21 protein-coding genes are annotated in these 23,821 nt (G+C 36.0%); 1 reads left to right on the top strand and 20 read right to left on the bottom strand.

The window, feature by feature from the left end:
* Positions 1–247: 247 nt before the first annotated feature.
* The 17 genes from Ana3638_RS11645 to Ana3638_RS11565 all read right to left on the bottom strand — a co-directional run bounded on the left by Ana3638_RS11645 (position 248) and on the right by Ana3638_RS11565 (position 20,661).
* Positions 248–1,117 (bottom strand): carbohydrate ABC transporter permease, encoded by an 870-nt coding sequence (locus Ana3638_RS11645; protein WP_161838177.1) that lies wholly within the window; start codon positions 1,115–1,117, stop codon positions 248–250.
* On the bottom strand, positions 1,117–2,016 hold the full coding sequence (locus Ana3638_RS11640; RefSeq protein ID WP_161838176.1) for a carbohydrate ABC transporter permease: 900 nt from the start codon (positions 2,014–2,016) through the stop codon (positions 1,117–1,119). The genes Ana3638_RS11645 and Ana3638_RS11640 overlap by 1 nt, the downstream gene beginning before the upstream one ends.
* A gap of 160 nt (positions 2,017–2,176) precedes the next feature.
* On the bottom strand, positions 2,177–3,625 hold the full coding sequence (locus Ana3638_RS11635) for an extracellular solute-binding protein (RefSeq protein ID WP_161838175.1): 1,449 nt from the start codon (positions 3,623–3,625) through the stop codon (positions 2,177–2,179).
* 114 nt (positions 3,626–3,739) lie between these two features.
* Positions 3,740–4,756: a LacI family DNA-binding transcriptional regulator gene (locus Ana3638_RS11630; protein ID WP_161838174.1), complete on the bottom strand. Its 1,017-nt coding sequence runs from the start codon at positions 4,754–4,756 to the stop codon at positions 3,740–3,742.
* A 717-nt stretch (positions 4,757–5,473) separates the two neighbouring features.
* Positions 5,474–6,208, bottom strand: coding sequence for a zinc ribbon domain-containing protein (locus Ana3638_RS26230; protein ID WP_161838173.1), 735 nt, complete (start codon positions 6,206–6,208; stop codon positions 5,474–5,476).
* Between the two features lie 181 nt (positions 6,209–6,389).
* Positions 6,390–7,232 (bottom strand): serine hydrolase, encoded by an 843-nt coding sequence (locus Ana3638_RS11620; protein WP_161838172.1) that lies wholly within the window; start codon positions 7,230–7,232, stop codon positions 6,390–6,392.
* 212 nt (positions 7,233–7,444) lie between these two features.
* A complete protein-coding gene (locus tag Ana3638_RS11615) occupies positions 7,445–8,440 on the bottom strand; it encodes a dipeptidase (RefSeq protein ID WP_161838171.1) in 996 nt (331 codons plus the stop codon).
* Between the two features lie 49 nt (positions 8,441–8,489).
* On the bottom strand, positions 8,490–9,311 hold the full coding sequence (locus tag Ana3638_RS11610) for a C40 family peptidase (RefSeq protein ID WP_161838170.1): 822 nt from the start codon (positions 9,309–9,311) through the stop codon (positions 8,490–8,492).
* 113 nt (positions 9,312–9,424) lie between these two features.
* Positions 9,425–10,216 (bottom strand): serine hydrolase, encoded by a 792-nt coding sequence (locus Ana3638_RS11605; protein WP_161838169.1) that lies wholly within the window; start codon positions 10,214–10,216, stop codon positions 9,425–9,427.
* 534 nt (positions 10,217–10,750) lie between these two features.
* Positions 10,751–11,692 carry an ATP-binding cassette domain-containing protein gene (locus tag Ana3638_RS11600; protein ID WP_161838168.1) on the bottom strand — a complete coding sequence of 314 codons (942 nt, stop codon included), beginning with the start codon at positions 11,690–11,692 and terminating at the stop codon, positions 10,751–10,753.
* On the bottom strand, positions 11,689–12,729 hold the full coding sequence (locus Ana3638_RS11595) for an ABC transporter ATP-binding protein (RefSeq protein WP_161838167.1): 1,041 nt from the start codon (positions 12,727–12,729) through the stop codon (positions 11,689–11,691). The genes Ana3638_RS11600 and Ana3638_RS11595 overlap by 4 nt, the downstream gene beginning before the upstream one ends.
* A 12-nt stretch (positions 12,730–12,741) precedes the next feature.
* Positions 12,742–13,734 carry an ABC transporter permease gene (locus Ana3638_RS11590; protein ID WP_202621605.1) on the bottom strand — a complete coding sequence of 331 codons (993 nt, stop codon included), beginning with the start codon at positions 13,732–13,734 and terminating at the stop codon, positions 12,742–12,744.
* Positions 13,734–14,675 (bottom strand): ABC transporter permease, encoded by a 942-nt coding sequence (locus Ana3638_RS11585; RefSeq protein ID WP_161838166.1) that lies wholly within the window; start codon positions 14,673–14,675, stop codon positions 13,734–13,736. The genes Ana3638_RS11590 and Ana3638_RS11585 overlap by 1 nt, the downstream gene beginning before the upstream one ends.
* Positions 14,676–15,067: 392 nt before the next feature.
* On the bottom strand, positions 15,068–16,954 hold the full coding sequence (locus Ana3638_RS11580; protein WP_161838165.1) for a peptide ABC transporter substrate-binding protein: 1,887 nt from the start codon (positions 16,952–16,954) through the stop codon (positions 15,068–15,070).
* A gap of 445 nt (positions 16,955–17,399) precedes the next feature.
* Positions 17,400–18,485 (bottom strand): dipeptide epimerase, encoded by a 1,086-nt coding sequence (locus Ana3638_RS11575; protein ID WP_161838164.1) that lies wholly within the window; start codon positions 18,483–18,485, stop codon positions 17,400–17,402.
* Between the two features lie 157 nt (positions 18,486–18,642).
* Positions 18,643–19,404 carry a serine hydrolase gene (locus Ana3638_RS11570; RefSeq protein WP_161838163.1) on the bottom strand — a complete coding sequence of 254 codons (762 nt, stop codon included), beginning with the start codon at positions 19,402–19,404 and terminating at the stop codon, positions 18,643–18,645.
* A 159-nt stretch (positions 19,405–19,563) separates the two neighbouring features.
* Positions 19,564–20,661, bottom strand: coding sequence for a KamA family radical SAM protein (locus Ana3638_RS11565; RefSeq protein WP_161838162.1), 1,098 nt, complete (start codon positions 20,659–20,661; stop codon positions 19,564–19,566).
* 238 nt (positions 20,662–20,899) lie between these two features.
* On the opposite strand from Ana3638_RS11565, the gene Ana3638_RS11560 reads away from it, so the two are divergent.
* Positions 20,900–21,403: a hydrolase gene (locus tag Ana3638_RS11560; protein WP_330587991.1), complete on the top strand. Its 504-nt coding sequence runs from the start codon at positions 20,900–20,902 to the stop codon at positions 21,401–21,403.
* A 155-nt stretch (positions 21,404–21,558) separates the two neighbouring features.
* Here Ana3638_RS11560 and Ana3638_RS11555 read toward each other — a convergent pair whose 3' ends face one another.
* From Ana3638_RS11555 to Ana3638_RS11550, 3 genes are read right to left on the bottom strand one after another with little or no spacing between them, the layout of a single operon-like run.
* Positions 21,559–22,947: a LolA family protein gene (locus tag Ana3638_RS11555; protein WP_246241022.1), complete on the bottom strand. Its 1,389-nt coding sequence runs from the start codon at positions 22,945–22,947 to the stop codon at positions 21,559–21,561.
* A 59-nt stretch (positions 22,948–23,006) separates the two neighbouring features.
* Entirely contained in the window at positions 23,007–23,249 is a 243-nt protein-coding gene (locus tag Ana3638_RS25135) for a hypothetical protein (protein ID WP_246241019.1), read from the bottom strand.
* Positions 23,250–23,257: 8 nt separating this feature from the next.
* Entirely contained in the window at positions 23,258–23,818 is a 561-nt protein-coding gene (locus tag Ana3638_RS11550) for an RNA polymerase sigma factor (protein WP_161838161.1), read from the bottom strand.
* Positions 23,819–23,821 lie beyond the last annotated feature (3 nt).

The raw sequence follows: 23,821 nt of genomic DNA, 5'->3' as shown, positions 1-23,821 counted from the left end.
TGCGCATTCGAATTATTGCAAGCAAGCTTGCTAATTCTCACTTTGCTTTCGCGGAAATCATAAACAAAAAAATCTCCCTCACATCTATAAAAAGATTTGGGGAGATTTTTTTGTATAATAGGATAACACTATGGTAAGTAGGAATAATCGTGTCTATTGTGTTTCTAAAAAACACTTCATGATGTGATTGCATATATATTAATACAAAACAAAATATGCAAAAGCCGATTATGAATCGTATCAATTATCAACCTTTCACAGCTCCGGCAACCATACCTTGAATAATCTGCTTACTGAATATGAAATAGAAAATAACAATAGGTGCCATTGTTATAAGCATAGCAGCCATAATTTTAGTATAGTCGGAACTGAACTGTCCTGTAAACTGTGTTACGGCCAAAGGTACTGTCTGTAATCTTGGATCCTTGATAAGTACTAATGCAAAGGAGAATTCGTTCCAGCAGGAGAATGTCTGGATAATTGCAATTGTAGTAAGGATCGGTTTACACATAGGTAAAATAATAGAGAACAAAGTTCTGCTGAAACTGCTGCCATCGATAGCTGCGGCCTCTTCCAAAGCAACCGGTATACCCTTTACATACCCTTCTACCAAAAATATGGCAATAGGGAAACCAAATGCTACGTAAGGCATAATTAAAGTAAACCATTGATTTCCTAAACCGGAACGGGTAAATACAACATAAACCGGAACCAGTAAAGAATGAATAGGAATTAACATACCCATTAAGAAAACTACATATAATAAACGATTTCCCGGAAATTTAATTCTAGCCAAAATATACCCAATAATAAAACCAAATATAACAATTAAAAAAACTGAAATTATAGTCGTTCTAAAGCTGTTAATAACGGATTCAAATATGTGATAATCTTTGTTGGTAAGGATGTTGATATAATTATGAAAGTCCGGGCTTTTTGGCAGGCCCATAACATTTGCATTAAATTCTCTTTTCTCTTTTAATGAGGAATAAAACATCCATACTAAAGGAAAGATACAGGATATGGAGAAAATAATGAGGATAACATTCATAAATATGGACAATACTCTGGTTTTAACTACAGAAGAAATATCTCTTCCCGATTTTTGACGAGCCATTATCTTTCTCCTCCTTTTTCCTTTGATAATAATTTAACCAATAACTGAGAACCGCCAATTACTACTAAACTTGCTAAAAAGATACCGATGGATATTGCACTACCATATCCCATGTTTTGCTGTGCAAATGAAATTTTGTATCCATATAGAGCCATAACCATGGAAGCATTACCGGGTCCACCGGCAGTCATAACAAAAATATGATCGAATGCTTTCATATTACCAGCTACGCAAAGAGTTACACATACCAGTAAAGTATTCTTTATCAACGGTAATACAATATAAATAGCTCTTTGAAAACCATTTGCACCATCTATTTCAGAAACTTCGAAAATTTCCTTATCAACAGAAGAAATTGCAGACAGAATAATAACCATGTAATAACCAATAAACTGCCAAATTAAAGGAATCGATATTAGCAGCATAACCAGTTTAGGTTCATTTAACCATACCTTAGTGGCATCATGTTTACCGATAGCATCTAAAAACCAGTTTAAAACACCACGTCTATAGTCATATATCATAGTCCAGATAAAACCGATGGAAACAGCTGAAACAGTACTCGGGAAAAATCCGAACGTACGATGAATTCCTTTAAACTTTACCAAACGGGAATTAATCATCAAAACAAAAACAAATGCAAGGCCTATCTGGCCGATAATACAAGCAATTACTAAATATATGTTATGACTAAAGGAATTCCAGAATACAGAATCCTTTAAAAGAGTCGCATAATTTTCAAATCCAATGAAGGTTTTATTAGGTCCACCTTTCCATTCAAAAAAACTGTAAAAAGCTGCAGTAACTAAAGGAATGAAGACTGCAAATACGTACAATGCAATTGGCAATAATAAATATGCAAAAATAACTCTATTCTTAGGTCGAATTGAACTTAACATTTTTCGCCTCCTTAAAAATGTATCGTTATAAAATATATAGTTATGAAGAAGATGTATATTCAGTTATTTATTTAGGCCTCATCTGAGAAACTCTGCTCAGACAAGGCCTGTTTCAAGTTATATTAGTACTTTTTAATTTTTAAAGAGTATTACTTAAGAATTAATAATTGTCATCATAAGCTTTCTGTGCATTTTTTGCAACATCTTCCGGTGATATCTCACCGTTTAACATTGTCTGAAGGTCTGTATTTAATACATCCCAAACAGCACTGGAAATATAAGAATCGTAAATTTCACAAGGTTTATTATCAACATACTGATAGTTATAGAAATCCTGTGTAAACTGATCGAATTTGCTTAAATCAACATTTTCAACTTTAGTTAAACCACTTAAAGCATAGTTTGATGCTACATAATTAGCAAATGCAGGACCTGTAACTTCATATGCTAAATCGATAGCTGCATTTAATTTATCCTGATCATCAGCTAATTTAGGATTGATAGCAACTGCATATCCAAGACCGATATCATGAGTCTTAGTGGATGCTGTAGCACCTGTCGGCTGAGGAAGTACTGCAAATTTAGTTGTATTATAAAGATCTGTATCTTTTAAAGCAGACTGGATATAAGAAACATCCCAGTTACCGCCGATATATGCTGCTGCATCACCGGAGATATAGTACTCTCTTGCATCTTCATTCGTAATTGCATTAAAGTCTTCATTGAAAACACCGGAAGCAAAAGCATCTTTTGTGAATTTAAGAGCATCTACGAACGGCTTGTCTGTAAATTTAGCACCTTTCTTTTCGATTAAAGAGTGAGTCCAGTCAGGACCTGTGAATCTGTCACCGATTGTTGCTAAGAAAGTGGAGTTAACCTGCCATTTACTTCCATTACCAAATGCGATAGTATCAATGCCTTGATCTGCAAAATAATCTTTTGCTTTCAGGACATCATCCCAAGTTTCAGGGAAAGTATCAAAACCTGCTTCTTTCCATTTAGCAGAGTCATATACTACTACTGCACAGGTACCGGCTGTTAATACAGGGAAACCATAAATCTTACTATCAGATGTAAATGGATAAAAAGTGGAATTTTCATATTGTGAAGCATAAGGAGATTTAGCAATGATATCTGTTAAATCCATTACAAGACCTTGAGAAGCCCAACCTTTTGTATTCATACCTTGTAATAAGAATACGTCAGGTAAATCGTTAGCTGCTGCAAGTGTAGCAATCTGTGTTTTATAATCATCATTTGCCAATACATTCTGTACTAATTTAATATCAGGATGAACTGTCTCCCAATCTGCAATTACAGAACGGAAAGATTCAGAACCACCATTTCCCTCCGATTCTTCTGAAGTTGAAAAGTGCATAAGTTCAAGTTCACCTTTGTAAGCAAGATTTGTCTGAGCCACACCTGTTTTTGTTGTTGCTGTATCTGTAGTCCCTGTGTTTTCTGCGGTTGCAGTATCCTGGGTCTGTGTCTGATCTGCGGTTTCTGTTGCAGTATTACCATCAGTTGCAGGTGCTTTTTTACCACAGCCTGTCAGCAATGTTGCAACCATGGCAGTTGCAAGTATTACGCTTAAAAACTTCTTTTTCATAAGCTAGTCCTCCATTTTTTCTAAATATGTTTCATTTATATTATTATCACCATTAAGGTAATAAAAATACCACGATTCATTAAATTACTTTATTTGTAAATTAAATAAATTCAATTATTTTAATTTACTTACAGTTGCACCTTTATCCAGAACTCCGGGAACGAGAATATGTTCCGTAAATGTGGTTTTAGGTCTTTCAATTAAATCAATTAGTTTTTCTGCCGCGTACTGTCCCAGTTTTTTCGTATCCTGGTTTATGGTAGTCAGCTGTGGATCCAAAATTTTCGTAATTCGGATTCCATCATACCCTGCGACCGATATATCCTTAGGTATCTTTAGCCCTCTTGCTTTAATTGCATTCATCCCGCCCAAACCGGCGTAATCATCCGGAAATAAAATACATGTAGGGGGATCCGCAAGATCCAGAAGTTCATTTGTAAGCTGTGCCGTTATTACTGTATCCCTGTAAGCAGATTCTCTGATATACTCATCCGGAATGTCCAAGCCATATTCTTCGGCTATTTTATAAAAGCTGTGCAGACGGTTTTTGGTTACCGCCGCATTTTCAGCACCGTGAATATAGGCGATTTTTCTATGTCCGTATTCATAAACGTAGTTAAATAATTCTCTCATACCATTTATATTATCAGACATGATTGCTGTTCTGTCGTTAAACAGATGATCAATGGTTACAACCGGTAAATCACTGTGTATTAATTCCAGAACTTCTATTTCATCATAATCAATACAAGCAATAACCACACCATCAAGTCCTCTGTATCTGCAGTGTTCCAGATAGGACATCTTATCTTTTCTCTGCTTGCTTCCGCTGATAAAGGTAATATCGTATCCATGCCTCTCTGCAGAAACTTTTAAACTCTCCAGTACCATAACAAAATGGTCATGTGTTAAACCGCTGTTTGCTTCATCAATCATAAGGACTCCGAGGTTATAACTACGATTCGTCTTTAAAGTACGTGCCGATGAATTAGGAAAATACCCCATTTCTTTCGCCGTTTCACGAACCAGGCGTTTTGTCTCTTCACCAATGTCCTTATGTCCATTTAGAGCTTTACTCACTGTAGCGACTGATACACCGCAAACAACCGAGATATCTTTCATAGACACCATGAACGTTCCTCCTACCCAGTACAGGTTAACGTTTAGCTAAATAAATAATAATTATCAGTAATATGTATACATTTACTACTTAATCGATTTACTATAACGATTAAGTTCGGTTATAGTATATAATAATTTACTAGTTATTGCAATACTTATTTTTTTAAATTTTGTAATTCTTAATAATTATCATCAAGATACCAGTGTTTATATGTTGATTATTACTTTTTTATCAAAAAATCCCTTAACAATTTTTTCCTTTATTACCTTAATTATACACTCGTCCCAATATTTATAAAATAATGTAAAAAAAGACATAATATTTCCTGGTTAGACATTATTTAGCCATAATTCATCCTGCTTTTTTATTGAAAATATAGCTTAAACGTTTTCTATAATAACGATATAAGTGGTATTTTATAATGGATACGAATTATGAATTCCAAAATAGATATAAATATAGACACAACACAGAACTATTTACGATTTATACAAAAAAATGATACTAAATTTTTAAGTTAATTAAAGTACTTTATTACCTTATTTAATTAACAAGCCTTTGTCCTTAATACCCGATTTCAAAGGCTGCCTATTGAGGATCATAAAACAGGGTTGTTGCAAATTCCTTATTTACCTTACTTGAGAGAAAAAATACAAATTTCATAATCAAGTTCAGTAAAATAATAATTCTGCAACAACCCAAGATACGAATCATACAAACTGTTTTTATACCTGTTTCCACCTTTTTAATGCAGGGAAATAAGAAAGCATAACTTCCCTGGCTGTCTTTGCATCCGGATAGGTTCCTGCCTCCAAAGCAAATGGTATACAGGTATTTATCATTTCCTCCATTGTTTCGTTTGACGTAAATTCTCCTTTATCATAACAATAGCGGCAATAATCTCCATTTTTGCTTAAGTCTTTCTCTGTTCCTCTGTCATCATCACAAGCCATGGGCATGCCACAACTTTGACAGAAATAATTACCTCTCGCTATAGGAAAGAATAATTCTACAATGTCCGGATTCCCTGGTTCCGGATAATGTTCATGTACAGCACCAATTAATTTCAGGTTATTTTTAGGAATATACTCATTAATAACTTTTTGAAATACCGAAAGGTACTCTTCCTGATTACTTGATGCCACAATATAAGTTTGTGATGGAACATCCCATTTAACCCATCCGTCAGGGGATACTGTTTCTTCTTTAACTTCACAACTAGCCAAATATTTACCAGCCTTATCATCCCATCTGTCAAAATTTTCTCCTAAATCACTCATAATTCCCCAGATCGATGGTTCACCATTATTATTTTTAATTGCCACTTCTTCAATTTCCGAAAAATTACCATTGGCATCATCCCAGAGCGGTTTTATCCAAATCCAGGGGGTTTCTGCGTTACCTTGACCAAGCTTACCTAATACTGAAAATTTTTCCTTGAAAACATACTTCATATCCATCTGCTATCTCTCCTTTATATTTGATAATATAATTGTATCAGAGAGAATATGACAACAGTATGTCATGTTAAAAATTCCAGGTAAACATTTGTTCTTTTCCTTAATAGGAATCTAAGCGATTTAGTATCATAAGCCTGCTTAAACAGATTTAATATGATAAGTTTTAATTAGATTCCAACAATTATTTCAACTTTCCCTGCAATGTCAGATACTGATCAAAAATCAGGCGGCTTACTTTAGAACTAAAAACGGTAGCCGGATGATCAGGATAATATATTGGGTCCGTAAAATTTTTATTAAACAGGACTATAACATATTTATCATAAGGCGTAGAAATAATTCCGCCGTCGTTTCTACAGGCGTTCATACTGCCGCTTTTTGAAGCAACATAGATTAATTCTTCCTCTCCCGTATCTTCACTATCCAGAAAATACTGGGGAAAACTTTTTGTCAAAGTTGAATTATAATGCTGTTTTTTAAATATTTCAAGCATCTGCCTTGAAGCATTGGTACTGATTAATTCTTCTTTACAGATTAATTCAAAAATTCTGCCGTAATCCTTAGGTGTCGTTGTCCCTAGTTGATCATACATTACAAAATTTATTTTATTATGTAAAACGGTATCCATAAAACCATGGGATTTTATAAAATTATTTATGGTCTCCAAACCTAAATAATCTATCATAATATTAGTTGCCGCATTGTCACTTACAATAATCATAAGGGTTGCCATATTTTTTGCAGTTAACTGCACTCCAAAATCCAAGCTCCTTAATACACCGCTGCCGTCTATTTCATTTTCTTTTGTATAGGTCAAAATATCTGTCAGACTTTTATTCCCTTTTTCCACCTCATCAAATAATGTTCCTAATATGAACGTTTTGATACAACTGGCGGTCTCAAATTTTTCCTCCGTATTGATTTCTACCTTATTTCCTTTGAAATCATTTACGTATACCCCCATCAAACCATTATAACTGGCTAATTCCGCTTTGATTCTTTCTTCTAACGTAATTTCTCTCATATTTTTCTCCGATCCTAAGTGTACTTTTTGCTAATCTGAAGTTTGTGCCGAGGATTATGCAGACACAAGCCTTGTCCTTGAAAGCTTTCCAACATTGTTGTATTTTCCTGTCATGATGCCCCATAATGGACATCTCAAACAATAGGGAAGAACTTATGAATAAACACCTCCGTACTCATTCATAAGTTCTTATTGTCCCCAGTTAAGACGATTTACTTTAATATGTCCTTGTATAAACGCAATACATTCTTATAAAAAAAAGCTTCAATTTCATGTTGTTTAAAACCTTCTTTTTCCAGAGCCTCCGCTAACAACGGCAGATAAGAAGCATCCGGCATATCTTTATGTACGGGAATTCCGTCATAATCCGAACCTAAACCAATACATTCGTATCCACCAACAGAAGTAATATATTTAATATGATCCACAATGGACGTAATAGTACCCACAGCATCCTTTTCATTTTCCACATCCTGTAAAAAGCTGGGGCAATAATTCATCCCCATAACACCGCCTCTTTCAGCCAATTTTCTTATCATATCATCAGACAAATTCCGCACATGATTACAGATGCCCCTGGCGTTGGAATGACTTGCAACAAAAGGTTTTCTTGTGTTTTCCAGTACCTGATAAAAACCGGCATCCGATAAATGGGAAACATCAATAATCATACCCAGCATCTCCATCTCATGGATAAATTCAAGGCCGAATTCGGTCAGGCCGTCTTTGGTATTGGGTGAATGAAAATCCGGTTTTTCTCCCTCTATTAATTTGAAATTCGGGTACCCGATTCCGTTTTCGTAATTCCAGGTTAAGGTAAGCATTCTGACACCTAACCGGTAGAAATTTCTTAAATGGGCTAATTCACACTTGGTTACACCACCCTCTTCGATGGTCAATAATGCTGACATCTTACCGGCTTGTTGGTTTCTTATTATATCTTCATAGGTGAGTGCCAATGCTATTTTATTCTGATTTTTATGTAATTCCTGATAAAATAAATCCACTAGTTTTAAACAATGCTCTAAAGGGTCTGCATATTCTTTAAGACTCACAAACATAGCAAAATTCTGAACCAGATAATCTGCTTTTTCCATCTTTTTTAAATCCAAATGTAAATTGTTACCTGAAATTCCCATGTCCTTTCCATCCCGTAATCCATAGAAAATCTCAGATATGGTATCACAATGCATATCAACTACTTTCATTATAATCTCCATTCTGCCGAAACACCGCGAAGTAACAGCCCTTTCTTTTTTAAAATAAACTTCCAACAGCTTTTAGATTATGAAATAAATCCACCCGATACTCTTTATCTCTGGGATTTAAGCTGTTTATAACCACACCGTCACTTCCGTTTTTACCGGTGGAATGAACGTATTTGTCATCTCCGATATACATGGCTATATGCCCAGGGAAGTAAAGAAGGTCGGCCGGTTTCATTCTCTCATAGGAGATTTCATGAATCGGAAATCCCTCTGCTATAGCTGCATCACGGTAAATAATGACTCCGTTTAACATATAAGCCACGGAACACAATCCGGAACAGTCAATTCCCAAGGGACTTTTGCCTCCCCAGCGGTACTGGGTTCCCATATAGGTAAGTGCGGTATTTACTATATTCTTACGCAGTTTTTCCTCATTATCAAGTGAATAGGAAGTAAGAAAGCTGCCTAAAAATTTTTCTTTCATATAGCCGCATCTTCCGTCACATAACAACACCTTTACCCAGCCGTCTTCGTTAGCATTTTCAAGGATACCAACTAACGCTCCTTTTGTTAAACTCATCTGGTGAAACCCCTGTACTTTTGGCACAGACAAAACATCCGCATAGGGCTGGACAACCAGTTTTTTATTTACTGCATCCCAAATGTTGATTTTCTCCTCATCAAAGAGAAGCTGGGATACATGTACATAACCGGAATAATTGTAATGTGTTCTGATTTTACACCATTCATCATTCTCCCAGGAAAGAATTTCCACTTTTCTTCCGTAAAAATCTTCATCTTCCAATGAACTCTCCCACGTTGGTTCTTTCATTAAAAATCCCAGGGTATGGTTAATCATTGCATAATTCATTCTTTTTTCGCCTTTCCTAAATATTTTAATAGTTTTATTAATTCAGATTTTATGCACATTGCTTTTATCGTTTCTTATCTTTTAAGTTATAAAAAGTTTATAACTACTAATATTTAATGCCCGTAATGCCTGTAATATTCATAAACCATTTTAGATACCCTTCCAATCCATTTCATTCCATATACATCGTCAGGTGCATCCCATACAAAAGCTCCGAAATAATAATCATTTTCTTTTAAATAAAAGATACCAGCATCATGATTCAGAAAATCAAGGCTTCCGGTTTTATGAGCTATTTTTACTTCATCCGTGATATAACGCATGGAATTCTGTTTATGACGCTGTCTTAACAAAATGCTAACAGCATAATCACATAAATCAGACGTTAATATGGACTTGTCATACAAAGCTTTGTAAATAAGACACATATCCATAGCCGAAGTATAATTATTATATCCTAGCTTTACCGCATCAAAATCAAGCATCTTCCTTTCCAGTTTAGTAACTTTCAAATTAAGCTGCCTGCAGGTTTGATTAATTTTATCCATGGTTAATAAATCAATTAAACTATTCGTTGCCGTATTATCGCTGTTTATAATCATCCACACCAATAATTCATCCAGAGTATATTGTCTTTCTCCGTATTCAAATACTTCCGAGTCCTCCAAAATAGTCGATTTGGGAACAGTAACCAAAGTATCTTTAGATAGTACCCCTTTTTGTATTTCTTCTAATGCAGCTACCATAATGGGAACTTTAATGATACTTGCAGAAACAACTGATAGATCTTCCTTATGTTGAAATAAAACCTCACCGGTTTTCAAGTTTTTTATATACAGGGAAATTTTAGCCTGCGCCTCCTTTATTTCTTCTTCAACCGCTTTTTGTAACGCTATTTTATCCATGCTGCCTCCACCCTTTACTCAGTATCTTGCACTTACATCCATTTATCTCCCTATGTATTGAAATCTACATCTATTTATTTATATCTCTTTGCATCTATATCTATTACTTATCTATATCTATTTGCATCTGTATCTATTAATTATCTATATCTATATCTATTTCTGCCTATACCTATTTCTGCCTATACCTATTTCTGCCTATACCTATTTCGAACTATGTCTCTTTCATATAAATTTCCATAACTATTAACATAGTACTACAATAAATTTATAAATCAAGTGCCAGTATGAAAGTTTATCTTTTTAGCCAAATACTTTGTCTTAGCAGGAACCGGAAGAAGCAAACTTTGGGAGTTTCTTCCGGTACACGTGGGCGTTGGAATTTATGCAAGCAAGCTTGCTGATTCTCACTTTGCTATCGTCGGAAATAAAACAGACAATACCGGTAAACTGTTTTACTAATAAAGCAGCAGGCCAATATTGTCCGTTCTAAATAAATATAATCGTAATCTCTTTTCCGTTTGAAGATTTATATTATTTCAGTATTTTCTTATATTTTTCTATTTCCGGTTCATTTCCCAGAACAAAATGATTCTCTTCAATTTCCACCCAACTGGGTTTGTTGATAGAATAATCATGTCTTGAGGGATCATAAACTTTAAGCACCTTTTTCTTTTCAGCTATGGGGTCCGGCATTGGAATTGCGGACAATAAGGCCTGTGTATAAGGATGCAGGGGATTGGAATAAAGTTTCTCGGTTTCACCTAATTCCACCAAAACCCCTTTATGGATTACCGCAATACGGTCTGCGATAAATCTCATAACGGATAAGTCATGGGCAATAAAAAGATAAGTTAAATCCCTTTTCTTTTGTAACTCGGATAAAAGATTTAATACCTGAGCACGAATGGAAACGTCCAAAGCAGAGATCGGTTCATCGGCAATGATAAATTCCGGCTGCATAATAAGAGCCCTTGCAATACCAATACGCTGTCTCTGTCCACCTGAAAATTCATGCGGGAAACGGCTTGCGAATTCCGGTAAAAGTCCTACATCCAGAAGTGCTTTATCCACCATCTGTTTCTTTTCTTCTTTGGTATATTTCTGATTGGTATTATAAAGGCCTTCCGATACAATATAATCAACCTTGGCTCTTTCATTTAAAGATGCCATAGGGTCCTGAAAAATCATCTGAATTTTCTGGGTAACTTCCCTATCCAATTCTTTTGTTATATTCCCGTTAATTTTTTTACCATCAAACAGGATATCACCGCTCATCGTCGGATTGATACGGATAATCGCCCTTCCAATAGTAGTTTTACCGGAACCGGACTCTCCAACCAAACCAAAAGTTTCGCCTTTATAAATATCAAAGCTGACATCATTTACAACTACTGTTTTATGTTTATGTTCTCCAAAGCTGACTTTCAGGTTTTTAACCTCCAACAGCTTCTTTCTATTATTCTCTCCTGTCACCTGTAAATCCCTCCCTGACTGCGAAGTTTCTTAATATGCTCCGGAGGTTCTACCTTAGGAGCCCTCGGATCCATTAACCAGGAGCGTACCTTATGGGTAGGGCTCGCATCAAAATAAGGCGGCCTTTCAATAAAGTCAATTTTAAGAGCCTTAGGATTTCTTGGTGCATAAGCATCGCCTTTCATGGTTTGAAACAGGTTAGGAGGTGTTCCTTTAATGGTATATAAATCTTCTCCTCTTACACCTAACTGAGGCAGGGATGATAACAATGCCCAGGTATAGGGATGTCTGGCATCATAAAATACTTCTTCACAGTTTCCTATTTCCACAATGTCACCGGCATACATAACAGCTATCCGGTCGGCAACATTTGCTACCACACCTAAATCGTGTGTAATATATATGGTAGTCAACTGATATTTATCCTTTAAATTCTTTAACAGTTCTAATATCTGTGCCTGGATCGTAACATCCAATGCCGTCGTAGGTTCGTCGCAGATTAAAGTCTGAGGCCTGCAGGCAACTGCAATAGCAATTACAACTCTCTGTCTCATACCGCCTGAGAATTCATGGGGATATTGTTTCATCCTGAGTTCCGGATTGGTAATACCTACGTCTTTTAAGATTTCCAGTACAGCGGCCTTTAAATCATTCCCTTTTAGGCCCTGATGGAGTTCGATAGCTTCGCCAATCTGTGCACCTATCGTTTTTAAAGGATTCAGACTGGTCATGGGGTCCTGTAATACCATAGCGATCTCTCGGCCTCTAATTAAACTCCAGTCCTTTTCCGTCTTAAAATCAGCCAGATTATGGCCTTTATATAAGATCTCGCCGGATTCAATATATCCGTTTTTATCTAATAAACCCATAAAAGTTTTCGTAAATACGGACTTACCGGAACCGGATTCTCCAACTATGGCCAAACTTTCTCCTTTATATATGTCTAAGGAAATATCACGGATTGCATGAAGCACTTTTCCACGAAGATTAAACTTCACATTTAAATTCTTAACGGATAATGCAATTTCTTTTTCCATCCTGAATGCCTCCTATACATGATTTTTCGGATCTGCAGCATCTGCAAAGGCATTTCCGATGATATAAAATGATATGGTTACAATGGATAAGACAATGGTAGGAAAGATTAGCTGATAACGTAAAGCAGCACTTGCAAGTAAGGTGCGTCCCGTTGTTATCAGATTGCCAAGACTGGGTATATCAACCGGTAAACCCAATCCGATATAGGTGATAAATACTTCACTTCCGATTGCTTCCGGGATTGCCAGGGCCATACGAAGCATAATAACGGAAACCAGATAAGGCAGGAGGTTTCTGAGCACAATTCTTCCTGTAGGTGTTCCAAGACAACGGGAAGCTAAGTTATAATCCCTGTCACGGATAATCAGTATCTGATTACGGATAAATCTTGCCATGCCAATCCACCTGGTAAGGCTCATACCAATAATTAAGCTGATAACACTTGGTTTCATGACATAAGAAAATAAAATTAACACAATTGTGGATGGGATATTATCCAAAACATTATATATTTCTGTGAAGATAAAGTCTAACTTACGAACATACCCCCATAAAACACCGACTGTGATTCCTACAATTGCTTCAATCAGCGCAACTAAAAAACCAATAGTAATGGAGGTACGGGTACCGGCCCATACACGGCTCCATAAGTCCTGTCCTATGGAATTGGTTCCAAACCAGAATGTGGAGTCCGGTTTATGATTGCTGATCTGCATTCCGCTGGCATTATTATTAACCAGGTTAGGATCGATCTGTCCGGGTAAAAAGGGCTGAATACAGGTAAATAATAAAATAAACAGAATAACACCAAGTAAAGTTACGGCTACTTTATTATGTAAAAATGCCTGTATCGTACTTTTCCAATAGGAATAATTGGAATATCCTGTTTTTTCCGCAGAGCTCTCATCATATTCTGCAAATTCAAATAAATCGTTCTGTGCCCCTTTTGTTGTTTCATTAATACTGTTTTCTAACTTAACGGATTTATGTCCTAATATAGTCACTAACGGGCACCTCCCTTTTTACTGAAACTGATTCTGGGATCAATGATAGTCATTAGTATATCACCAAGAATTAAACCAAGAATACCTACACAGGCAAAAAGAATAACAATCGCCTGTACCATGGTATTATCCTGACGTTTTACAACATCGACCAACAGCCCTCCCATACCAGGTACACTATATAAAGATTCTACATAGATAGAACCGATAATGGTATTTAAAAATGAACTGGGCAAATATTGAATCATGGGAACAAATGCATTACGGAATATATGCTTCATCATAATATTCTTACTGGAAACACCTTTGGCAACAGCCAGTTTTACATAATCCTTATTGCTCTCGTCCACCATATAACGGCGCAGCCACATGGAATAATAAGCAATATTACCTAATGATAAAGAGATAATAGGCAATATCCAGGTTGCGAAATTATCCTTGCTAAATAACATGGAAAAACCAAAAAAATCATGTCCATATACCTGAATGAATAAATAATATACGGCAGCCGGCACAGCCTGAATAAATACAATAAATGCGGTTCCGAACTTGTCCCAGAACTTTCCTTTAGACCTTGCCATTAAAGTACCAAGAGGAATACCTAATACAAGGGATAAGAATAAAGATATTCCGCCGAGAGTCAAGGAAATGGGAATTTTTCCGGAGAGAATCTTAGTTATGGGAACATTGGCACGGTATATACGGGAAACTCCCAGATCCCCATGTAACAACTGAATAAAGAAATTCTTAAGCTGTATCGGAACAGGTTTGTCCAATCCCATATTAACAATACCTGTATGAATCTGCTCTTTGGTTAATTTATCAAAATTTTGGAAATAGCCCTCTATAGGCATCAAACGAAGCAATATAAATACAATCGATATAATAATAATTAATGTAATAACGGATCGTGCTAATCTTTTGGCAAGATATTTTATCATTGTACGGCTCCTTTTTTCTTTTTTTGGTTAGTCAATAAAATCTTATGCTTAGACAATTATTAGATCGGAGAAATATGATGCTAAAGTATTTTTTGCTTTATTCTCAAAAAACTGTTTACAATTTCTGTTTTACTCCGCTAGACAATATGATTGAAATAAAAAACGTATCTTCTGTCAATCCCATTGCTTAACAGAGTACTTTTAATTTCCAAGTAACCGGAAGAAACACGCTTTACGAGTTTCTTCGGCCCGCGTGTCCGTTCGAATTATTGCAAGCAAGCTTGCTAATTCTCACTTTGCTTTCGCGGAAATAAAAAGTCATCCCATGGCGGTTGTAAACCACCATATGGGACAACCTCTTCATTGAATTTTGCTTACTTTAAAAAGTTATATTATTTCTGTGCGGCAAGTTTTTCACGTGCAGCTTTCCAATCATCCTGAGCTTTATTGAATTCATCCATAGACATTGGTTTATCTAACAGATGCTGGCCTTTATAACGTAATACGGATACACCGAAAGGAGCATACTGTCCTTCAAACGGATTGAGCTTCGTAACCACAAAATAGGTACTGCTTATGGAATAAGGCACTGCAAGAGCATGTTGTATCAAATATGCTTCTGCTTTGGCAAAAGCTTCATATCTTGCGTTAATATCAATTGGTATTGCCTTAGCAGCATCTACCAAGGAATAATATTCTTTAACGGTATCCGCTACTCCATCTCCGTTATTCATGGCAATATCCATGAAATTGTAGGAGTTTTCGGCTGTGAACGGATCCGTCCAGGTCTGAGGGTCCGCATAGTCTGCACCCCAGTTACATAACATAAATGCATACTTACCAACACGGCGTACCTGTGACAAGAAGTCAGTACCGGGGCCGGCTTCAACAATAATATCGATATAATCTTTTCCCAGTAAGGCTTCTAGCTGCTGTTCTACTACAACACATTCTTTATCCCAATTGGTAGTAGTTGGATTATATGGCATTAAAATCTTAACAGGGAAAGTAGCACCTTCTGCTTTTAATTCCGTCATTGCTTTTTCTTTATAAGACAGAGCTGCCTTTTCATCAAAACTGTCCCCGCTGGTAATTGCAGCAAGATCACCGAATTCCGTATAATCCTTACCGTTTAAATCTACGAAGTTAGCCGGATTAATGGTGTTGCTGACGCGTGCTTTCGGGTCCTGAGGTTCACTGATTGTGAGAGCTTTAATACGGTCTAATCCGGCTTTTAAGGATTGACGGAAATTTTCATTATTAACAGCAAGTTTCCAGTTATCCGGTTCATATTCCGCATCAAACTGTGGATCATAGTTAAAACTGTAAAAATAGGAATAGGATGACTTCATACGGGTTTTGCTTACCATTTGTGATCTGTTTGAATCCGATAACCAGTCATCCGCTATATCAGCACCAATCTCAGCGTAGTCTATTTCATTATTCTCAGCCATGATAGGTGCAAGAGTAAGTGCTTCCGAATTATAAGTTTCTTCTATTTTAGTTACATATACCTTGTCTGCATCCCAATAGTGTTCATTTTTAGTAAAAACGTGTTTTTCCTGAGGTGCAAATTCGCTTAGAATATATGCTCCGTTATAGTACATCTTTGTGTTATCCGTACCAAATTCAGGACCTAACTGATCTAATAACGGTCCGTAAGCCGGCATATAACATACATAAGTTAATGAGGATAGGAAATATGGTGTCGGTTGTGCTAATGTATATTGCAAAGTGTAATTATCGAGAGCCTTAACACCAACTTCAGAAAAATCAATATCCAAGTTATTGCCTTCTACTTCTTCTGTTTCCGGATCATCCGTAACCTGGCTGTTATAATATTCGTCCGCATTTTTGATAATACCGAAATAATTTTGTACGGTACCGCTTTCATTTGCAGGGGTCAGCAGATATTTTGCAGCGCTTACAAAGTCATCCGCAGTAACATCTGCCACTTCATTTCCCTCATAATCATACCACTTTTGACCTTGACGTAACTTAAAAGTATAGGTAAGGCCATCTTCGCTCATTTCCCAGGATTCTGCAAGGGATGGTTGTATCTGGCCTAAGCTATCATATTCGACTAAGGTATCAATAACATTGGCACCAATCGTATATTCATTCTCTAAATTGGTAACCAGATAATTCATAGTGGTTACCTCGCTGGAATAAAGCTTCCGATATACGGAATCATCCGATCCGCCTTTTTTACCGCAGCCTGAAAATACAGAAGCAATTAAAGAAAGGCCTACTGCTAAAGCAACTAATTTTTTCTTCATAAATTTCCTCCTCTTTTTATCATTTTTTTCTCTAATCTTTCACTTATCATATAGATATTTATCCTAATACGTATGCTTACTTAAAAGGCTATATCAGTCAAATACAAATATCCTATATTATGATAAGAAATTAACGCAGCAAAGTATAAGAAAAAATTAACCTCTTATAATATCATTTTACGAAACATTAATTTTAAAAAATACCTTTATAATGCTATAAATATTGCAAATAATGCTGTTATTATTAAAGTATACTATGTAATTCTAAAATTTCGAAATAACTCATCCATATATACTAAACTATGTAAGGTATTAACAAAATCAGTTCCCTTTAAACTGCAATTGGTGAATAGAATACACGTATGCAAATATACTCTAATTAAGTATACATTATCCTACTTACTGATTCAAGTGTCAATGGAAGAAAATAGACCAATTTTTATAATTATTCGTTAAACCCCGGAACTTTTTCTATTCCAATACCAGGTGTTTCATTCATACGAATCAAATTTTCTTCATATAACGGGCCTCCGGTGAAGGGATCTATTTTGCAAAGGGACGGGCCATCTAAATCTGCTTTCGTAATTACCCCTTTGGCAGCTGCCAGATGTGCTGCGGCACTTACGGAAAGTTTACTTTCTAACATACAGCCGATCATACATTCCACACCATAGATTTCTGCAATATCACATATTTTTAAGGCATTATAAATCCCGCCGGTCTTCATAAGTTTTATATTAATCAGATCCGCACCGCCATTTTGTATAAGATTGATTGCATCTTCTGCGGAAAAGACACTTTCATCTGCTAATATAGGGGTTGTAACGTGGCTTGTAACATACTGCATTCCTTTAAAATCATGGGCCGTAACGGGCTGCTCTACTAATTCTATATTAAGCCCCTTATCTTCCATTGCCGTAATGATCTGCACGGATTGCTTTGCATTCCAGCCCTGGTTGGCATCAACCCTGATTTTTATCTCAGGCCCTACTGCTTCTCTTATTGCCTGGATACGTTCCACATCCTTTAAGCCCTCTTTGCCAACCTTTATTTTCAATATGTTAAACCCGTGATCCACTGCATCCAAACTGTCTGCAACCATTTCCGGAATTGGATTTACACTGATTGTGATATCCGTTTCTATCAGATTTTTATTTCCCCCTAATAATTTATATAGAGGGGTATTATGCTGTTTTGCATATAAATCATAAATTGCCATATCTACTGCAGCTTTGGCAGATGTATTCTTGACGATACAGGAATTTAATTTGCGGAAAATTCCATCCAGATTATCAAGCTCCATCCCCACTATGGCAGGTGTGATAAAATCCCTGACAGCCGTAACAATGGAACCCTTTGTGTCTCCTGTTATTACCGCGGTTGGCGGTGCTTCCCCAAAACCGGTAAGCCCCGTATCGGTTTCAATCTTAATTACAATATCTTCGACATTATTAACCGTTCTAAGAGCCGTTTTAAATGGTCTGGCCAGTGGAATAAATATCTCACCAATTTCTATATTTTTAATAAACATATGTAACCTCCAGTCCGCCTCTTAAGGCTTTTATTAATTTTCTTTTTATTCTAACGTCTATACTGTGTTCTGCTGCCATACTATGTTCTGCTGCCTATCATACTTTATGATACCTGTAATATTCTCTGAATGTCTGCATTCTAACTTTTTGTTTTGGCTATTCCTGCATTTCTACAAGAGTTAGAGTTATATCCTGCATGAATCTTTCAAAAACAGGTACATCAACCTTATTCCCGCAGAAGCAAACCACAAATGGCTGCGGTGCGTAAACAATTCCCACATCATGGGTAATTCCATCATCTTCACCGGTTTTATGTGCTACGTCTGCCCTGCCATGAATATAAAATGGAATTTTACCGTTTAACCGTTGATTTTTAAGTATTCTTAACATTTCTAAAGAAGATTCCGGAGATATTAATTCTCCGAAATACATTTTTTCTAACAGATAACCCATCTCACCGGCTGAAATATAATTCTGAATTCCAAGTGCAGACTGCTTTGCATCAAACAGCAAGCGGTTAAGCTTCGTTTGCTTTAAGCCTAAATTCTGCATAGTAATATTGATATTATCCATTCCAAGCTGTTTTATTAAAAGGTTCGTTGCAGTGTTATCACTTAAGATAATCATCAATGTATATAGATCCTCGAAAGTAACTCTCAGACCGTCATGCATATAATTCAAAGCACCGCAGGATGGTAATTTATCTTCTTTTTTTATTGCTATTATATCATCCTTATGTATGTTTCCCTCCGAAATCCTTAAGAAAGCTTCAATTAAAATGGGAATCTTTATGACACTGGCTGCCTCTAAAGGAATATTTTCCTTAAACCCAATGACTTCTCCGGTTATTAAATTTTTATAATAGAAACTGATATCACCTTTCAGTGATTTTAACTGTTCTAATAATCTCTCTTTCACGGTATTACCTCTCTACATTTTTTAGCAGGAGTAACTACTCCTGTTATAAATAAGGGAGTAATCCCCTGACTACTCCCTTGTTTGATGTAAAACATTATAGTAAATACAATCTGTAATGTCAATAACCTTTCATAAACTATTATAATTATGCATTTTTAATTAGTCAATCCAACACTGGTCTTTCCCTATCGGTTTCGTAAATACTTTCCCATAATTGGCCTCATCTTTTGATTCATGATATTTAAAAAGCATAGTATTATCTTTTAAAATACCCAATATCTCGACTTTACCGTTTTTGTTTGATAAAACATATCGAAAACACTTACCATGTCCATTTAATCTGGCTTTTGCCTCTTCTACAATTTTATACCCTCTCATAAGCGGCAACTGAAACTGGTTCTTAACTCCTGATACCGGCCTGCATTGAAATATGTAATATGGGATAATACCCCATCCTGTCATCTTATTAATTAAATCTGCTAATATGTTAGAATCATCATTCACACCTTTTAATAATACCGTCTGATTCTTAATAATAATTCCGCAATCAATTAATGCATTAATTGCTCTTTTGGAGGTTTCCGTCAGTTCATTCGGATGATTATAATGTGTTACAATATATATCTTTTTCTTGTTGCTATATTCCCTTAAAATCTTTAAAAGCTCATTATCCTCATAAATTCTCATTGGAAATGTGATTGGAACTCTCGTTCCGAAACGGATAAAATCAAGCTGCTCCATTGCTGATAGCTTTTCCAAATAATTTTTTATTGTATTATTTGTATTTAAAAATGAATCCCCACCCGAAATCAATACGTTACTGATATCTTTGTGATTATTTATATATGATATAATTTCATCCATATGTTTGATAATTTCTGCACTGCTTTGACCCACCAGCCTTTTCCTGAAACAATGCCTGCAATACATGGCACATTGATTTGTTGATAAAATTAAGGCTGTTTGCCTGTATTTGTGCTGCAGGCCAGTTACGACCGTATTATCTGATTCACCGCTTGTATCAAGACTACCGTTCATATCCGTTTCCTTCACAGATGGAATACACATTCTGCGTATCGGATCCCGCTCATCTTTAAAATCAATCAGAGATAAATAAAAGCGCGTTACTGACATAGGATAAGCATCAATAATCTCATTTAGCTTTTCCTTTTCTTCCGTTGTAAAATGAAGCATTAATTTTTCTTCTAACTCCTCTACTGTTGTTACATTCTGCTCAAGTTCTTTGGCCCAATCCATTTATTACCTCCTAAATATAAAGTGCTGAAATAACTGCAGCAGCCGTAAAGTTACAAATTTAGTTTAACACAAATTAAATAAAACTGTCAAATTCAGGAAAGCTTTTCATCTTATATTTTGCAGCCGTATCATAATAGTTGCTGATTATTTATAGCAGTTGACATTATTATCATTAAGATATAAGATATGGACAAATATACACATAAATAGAAAAAAATGAGAAAGATAGGAGAAAAAAATGAGTTATATTCCAACCGTTCAAGAAGCATATGATTTATTGAAAAAATATAATCAGGATGAATTTCATTTAAAACATGGAAAAATTGTTTCCGGTGTTATGGGTTATTTTGCAAAAGAGTATGATCCAAGCCGGGTAGATTTTTGGAAAGCAGTCGGTATGCTCCACGATCTGGATTTTGAACTTTATCCGAACGAGCATTGCATTAAAAGTCAGGAATTAATGAAAGAGCTGGATCTTGACGAGGGTATCATCAGAGCTGCCGCCAGTCATGGATACGGCATTACCGTAGATATTAAACCTGAATTATTTATGGAGAAAGTATTGTATGCAGTGGATGAATTAACCGGTCTAATCGGTGCCGTAGCTATCATGCGGCCTTCAAAGAGCGTATCGGATCTGGAAGTGAAATCAGTGATGAAGAAATATAAGACTGCTAATTTTGCTGCCGGATGTTCCAGGGAAGTTATTAATAATGGGCAGGTATGCTGGGATGGGAAATAACGGAATTAATTGAAAAAACCATATTGGCTATGAGAAGTTTGATTCCTGAAATGGAAATCTGATGAAATATATAACGGCTTATGCCAGTAACCGGAAGAAACACGCTTTGCGAGTTTCTCCGGTTACTGTGTTAAACAACACAATTCTGTCCTTTATCATTTCTTTACAGGATCATAACCGATTACTGTCCATATACCGGTAGAATCCTGTCTTACCAGGCGTTTTAAATAAACACGGCCAACCGTTGTTACATCTCCTTTTATCTCAGCAATTGCCATTTCTCCATTATTTTTAATAATATTGATATCTTCGTAAGCAATCGGATAATCTCCTACAATTCCTTCGGGAGAAATCAAAAGACTTGCAAATACCTGTGTTACAAAAACAGGGTCCAGCTTCCAGGGAGAATGACCGGCATCGACACTTTTTTGTTCATTTTTTTCTACTTCTAAATCATACGGTACTTCTACCTGCGGTTTATCCTGTAATTCGGCCTCAGAGTTTGGAATGCTTACCTCACCTTGGGATATACTTTCAGCAAAATTCGATAAATCCTCCATAGTAAGTTCCCCGTAAATGGTATATTCCATTCCGTCTTCCTGCCACCTGATAGAGCTTATACCGGTTATGCCACCATATGTTCCGCCTCCCATATTTCCTGCTGCTATCTCTGCATTTGTTGAAATTTCAGCTGTATTATTATTTACTTTGCCTAATATGGCTGACGAATCCGGTTTCCAATTACCTGTTGCTTTATGTTGTGCTATAACAGCGGTTTTTTGTTTATCTTTTGAAAGGTAATATGTCTTAATCTCTTTCTTCTCTGTATCTACGGAATATTTTGATAATACAAAATCTTCCGGTAAAATATCCGTAATTGTTGGTATAAATCCTGCGACAGCTGCTGCTTCGTCCAGATTTCCGACAAATTGCTCCGTATCCGATGCAATCTCTTTATAACCTTTGTGCAGCTGATAGGATATCAATTGTTTCGGAATAGAATCCAGGAATTTTATATCTTTATAAGTAACTTTATATTGAATCGCATTTTGAAATGCAGATTCTTTTTGAAGAGGCATATTGGTTTCCTGATCCACCCATAACCGATAGGAATCTCCTCCCTGCGGTCTTACGGAAAGGATTGATGTTTCTCTGCCTGCAATTTCTGCTTCTCCCACAACCTTTACTTCCAGAGCATTTTTTACATTCTCTATCTCACTGCCTATTTCGAAAGTAAAATGGTATGGATCAGGAAATGACGGAAATTGATATACTTCCTTTAAATCAGTATCTATCTGCCATTTTTTTTGACCGTTGTTAATGGTGGTAATTCCACTTCCTGTACCCTCCAATTCTTTTACATAATAGTTCCCGTCTTTATCTGCCCAGACTTCACGTACTGCCTGAGTTGTTACTATACCATCTTCATTAGTCTGGGTAATTTCCATTATTCCGTGGTAAGCCTTAACCTCCCCAAAGGCCTGCTCCATTGCATAGACAATGTTAAGATTTGTCTGCGGCAGAATAAAATTTAAGGTAACCACTATGACTAGAGCAGCTGCTATAACTGCTACGGCAGGTTTCCATACTTTTTGGGATTTCTTTATTTTTTAGTATTATTTGACCCATTTCCGTTTAAGAATTGTTTCGATAAGGTTTCTGTCAATTGTTCATTAAATTCTTTCTTAGGATATTCTACTTCTTTCAGACTTTTAATTAATCTGACGGTTTCCATGAGTTTTTCATCTTCATTATCTTTCATTGGTTTATTATGTTCATTTGGTTTCTTTTCTTTATTCAGCTGGTCAATGTAATTTGATATTTTTTTAATTCGATTATTCAACATATCTCCTCCTAAATTATATTTTTATCCAAAACAGATGCCAATTCCTGCAAGGCACGGTATTGTATTACTCTGACAGTGGCCTCTTTCTTCTTTAAAATCCTTGCTGTTTCTGAAGTAGAAAACCCTTTTAAAATCCGTAATTCAATCACTCTTTTCTGGTCGATACTCAAACAATTTAAAGCAGCTCCAATCAATTCCCGCCTGATGCTTTCCTCGGTAAAATCTTCCGTTTTATAATCCATTGTACTTAACTCCTCTAAATCAAATTGTTTGCCGGCACGCTGTTTCTTTCTCCACTCATCTCTTAGAATATTCATAGCCACTGTTTTTAAGAAATTACTATAGTTATCTATAACAACATTTTCTTTTCTTAAATAATCCAAGGCTTTCACATAAGCTTCCTGAGTAATGTCTTCCGCTTCCGTCCGGTTACCGACTTTATAAGAAACAAATTTATAAACCTCTTTCCATGTGCTGGAGCATAACTCTTCGATAAATCCCTCAGTTAGGTTGATACCATTTACCTTGGTGTCTTTCTGATTTTGTACTCCAGTTTCATTTTTTTGCATTTG

It is taken from the genome of Anaerocolumna sedimenticola (assembly GCF_009931695.1).
Taxonomy (GTDB): Bacteria; Bacillota; Clostridia; order Lachnospirales; family Lachnospiraceae; genus Anaerocolumna; species Anaerocolumna sedimenticola.
Note: the sequence above shows the minus strand (reverse complement) of the source record. Positions and strands in the feature narration are given on the sequence as shown.

Coding starts and splice junctions, on each gene's coding strand:
- Ana3638_RS26230 (WP_161838173.1), bottom strand. CDS start 6,208: ATGGATATGAAGTATGTTTTCAAGGAAAAATTTTCAGTATTAGGTAAG.
- Ana3638_RS11605 (WP_161838169.1), bottom strand. CDS start 10,216: ATGGATAAAATAGCGTTACAAAAAGCGGTTGAAGAAGAAATAAAGGAG.
- Ana3638_RS11565 (WP_161838162.1), bottom strand. CDS start 20,661: ATGGATTGGGCCAAAGAACTTGAGCAGAATGTAACAACAGTAGAGGAG.
- Ana3638_RS11630 (WP_161838174.1), bottom strand. CDS start 4,756: ATGGTGTCTATGAAAGATATCTCGGTTGTTTGCGGTGTATCAGTCGCT.
- Ana3638_RS11645 (WP_161838177.1), bottom strand. CDS start 1,117: ATGGCTCGTCAAAAATCGGGAAGAGATATTTCTTCTGTAGTTAAAACC.
- Ana3638_RS11640 (WP_161838176.1), bottom strand. CDS start 2,016: ATGTTAAGTTCAATTCGACCTAAGAATAGAGTTATTTTTGCATATTTA.
- Ana3638_RS11620 (WP_161838172.1), bottom strand. CDS start 7,232: ATGAGAGAAATTACGTTAGAAGAAAGAATCAAAGCGGAATTAGCCAGT.
- Ana3638_RS25135 (WP_246241019.1), bottom strand. CDS start 23,249: ATGTTGAATAATCGAATTAAAAAAATATCAAATTACATTGACCAGCTG.
- Ana3638_RS11635 (WP_161838175.1), bottom strand. CDS start 3,625: ATGAAAAAGAAGTTTTTAAGCGTAATACTTGCAACTGCCATGGTTGCA.
- Ana3638_RS11560 (WP_330587991.1), top strand. CDS start 20,900: ATGAGTTATATTCCAACCGTTCAAGAAGCATATGATTTATTGAAAAAA.
- Ana3638_RS11595 (WP_161838167.1), bottom strand. CDS start 12,729: ATGGAAAAAGAAATTGCATTATCCGTTAAGAATTTAAATGTGAAGTTT.
- Ana3638_RS11615 (WP_161838171.1), bottom strand. CDS start 8,440: ATGAAAGTAGTTGATATGCATTGTGATACCATATCTGAGATTTTCTAT.
- Ana3638_RS11610 (WP_161838170.1), bottom strand. CDS start 9,311: ATGAATTATGCAATGATTAACCATACCCTGGGATTTTTAATGAAAGAA.
- Ana3638_RS11580 (WP_161838165.1), bottom strand. CDS start 16,954: ATGAAGAAAAAATTAGTTGCTTTAGCAGTAGGCCTTTCTTTAATTGCT.
- Ana3638_RS11585 (WP_161838166.1), bottom strand. CDS start 14,675: ATGATAAAATATCTTGCCAAAAGATTAGCACGATCCGTTATTACATTA.
- Ana3638_RS11575 (WP_161838164.1), bottom strand. CDS start 18,485: ATGTTTATTAAAAATATAGAAATTGGTGAGATATTTATTCCACTGGCC.
- Ana3638_RS11550 (WP_161838161.1), bottom strand. CDS start 23,818: ATGCAAAAAAATGAAACTGGAGTACAAAATCAGAAAGACACCAAGGTA.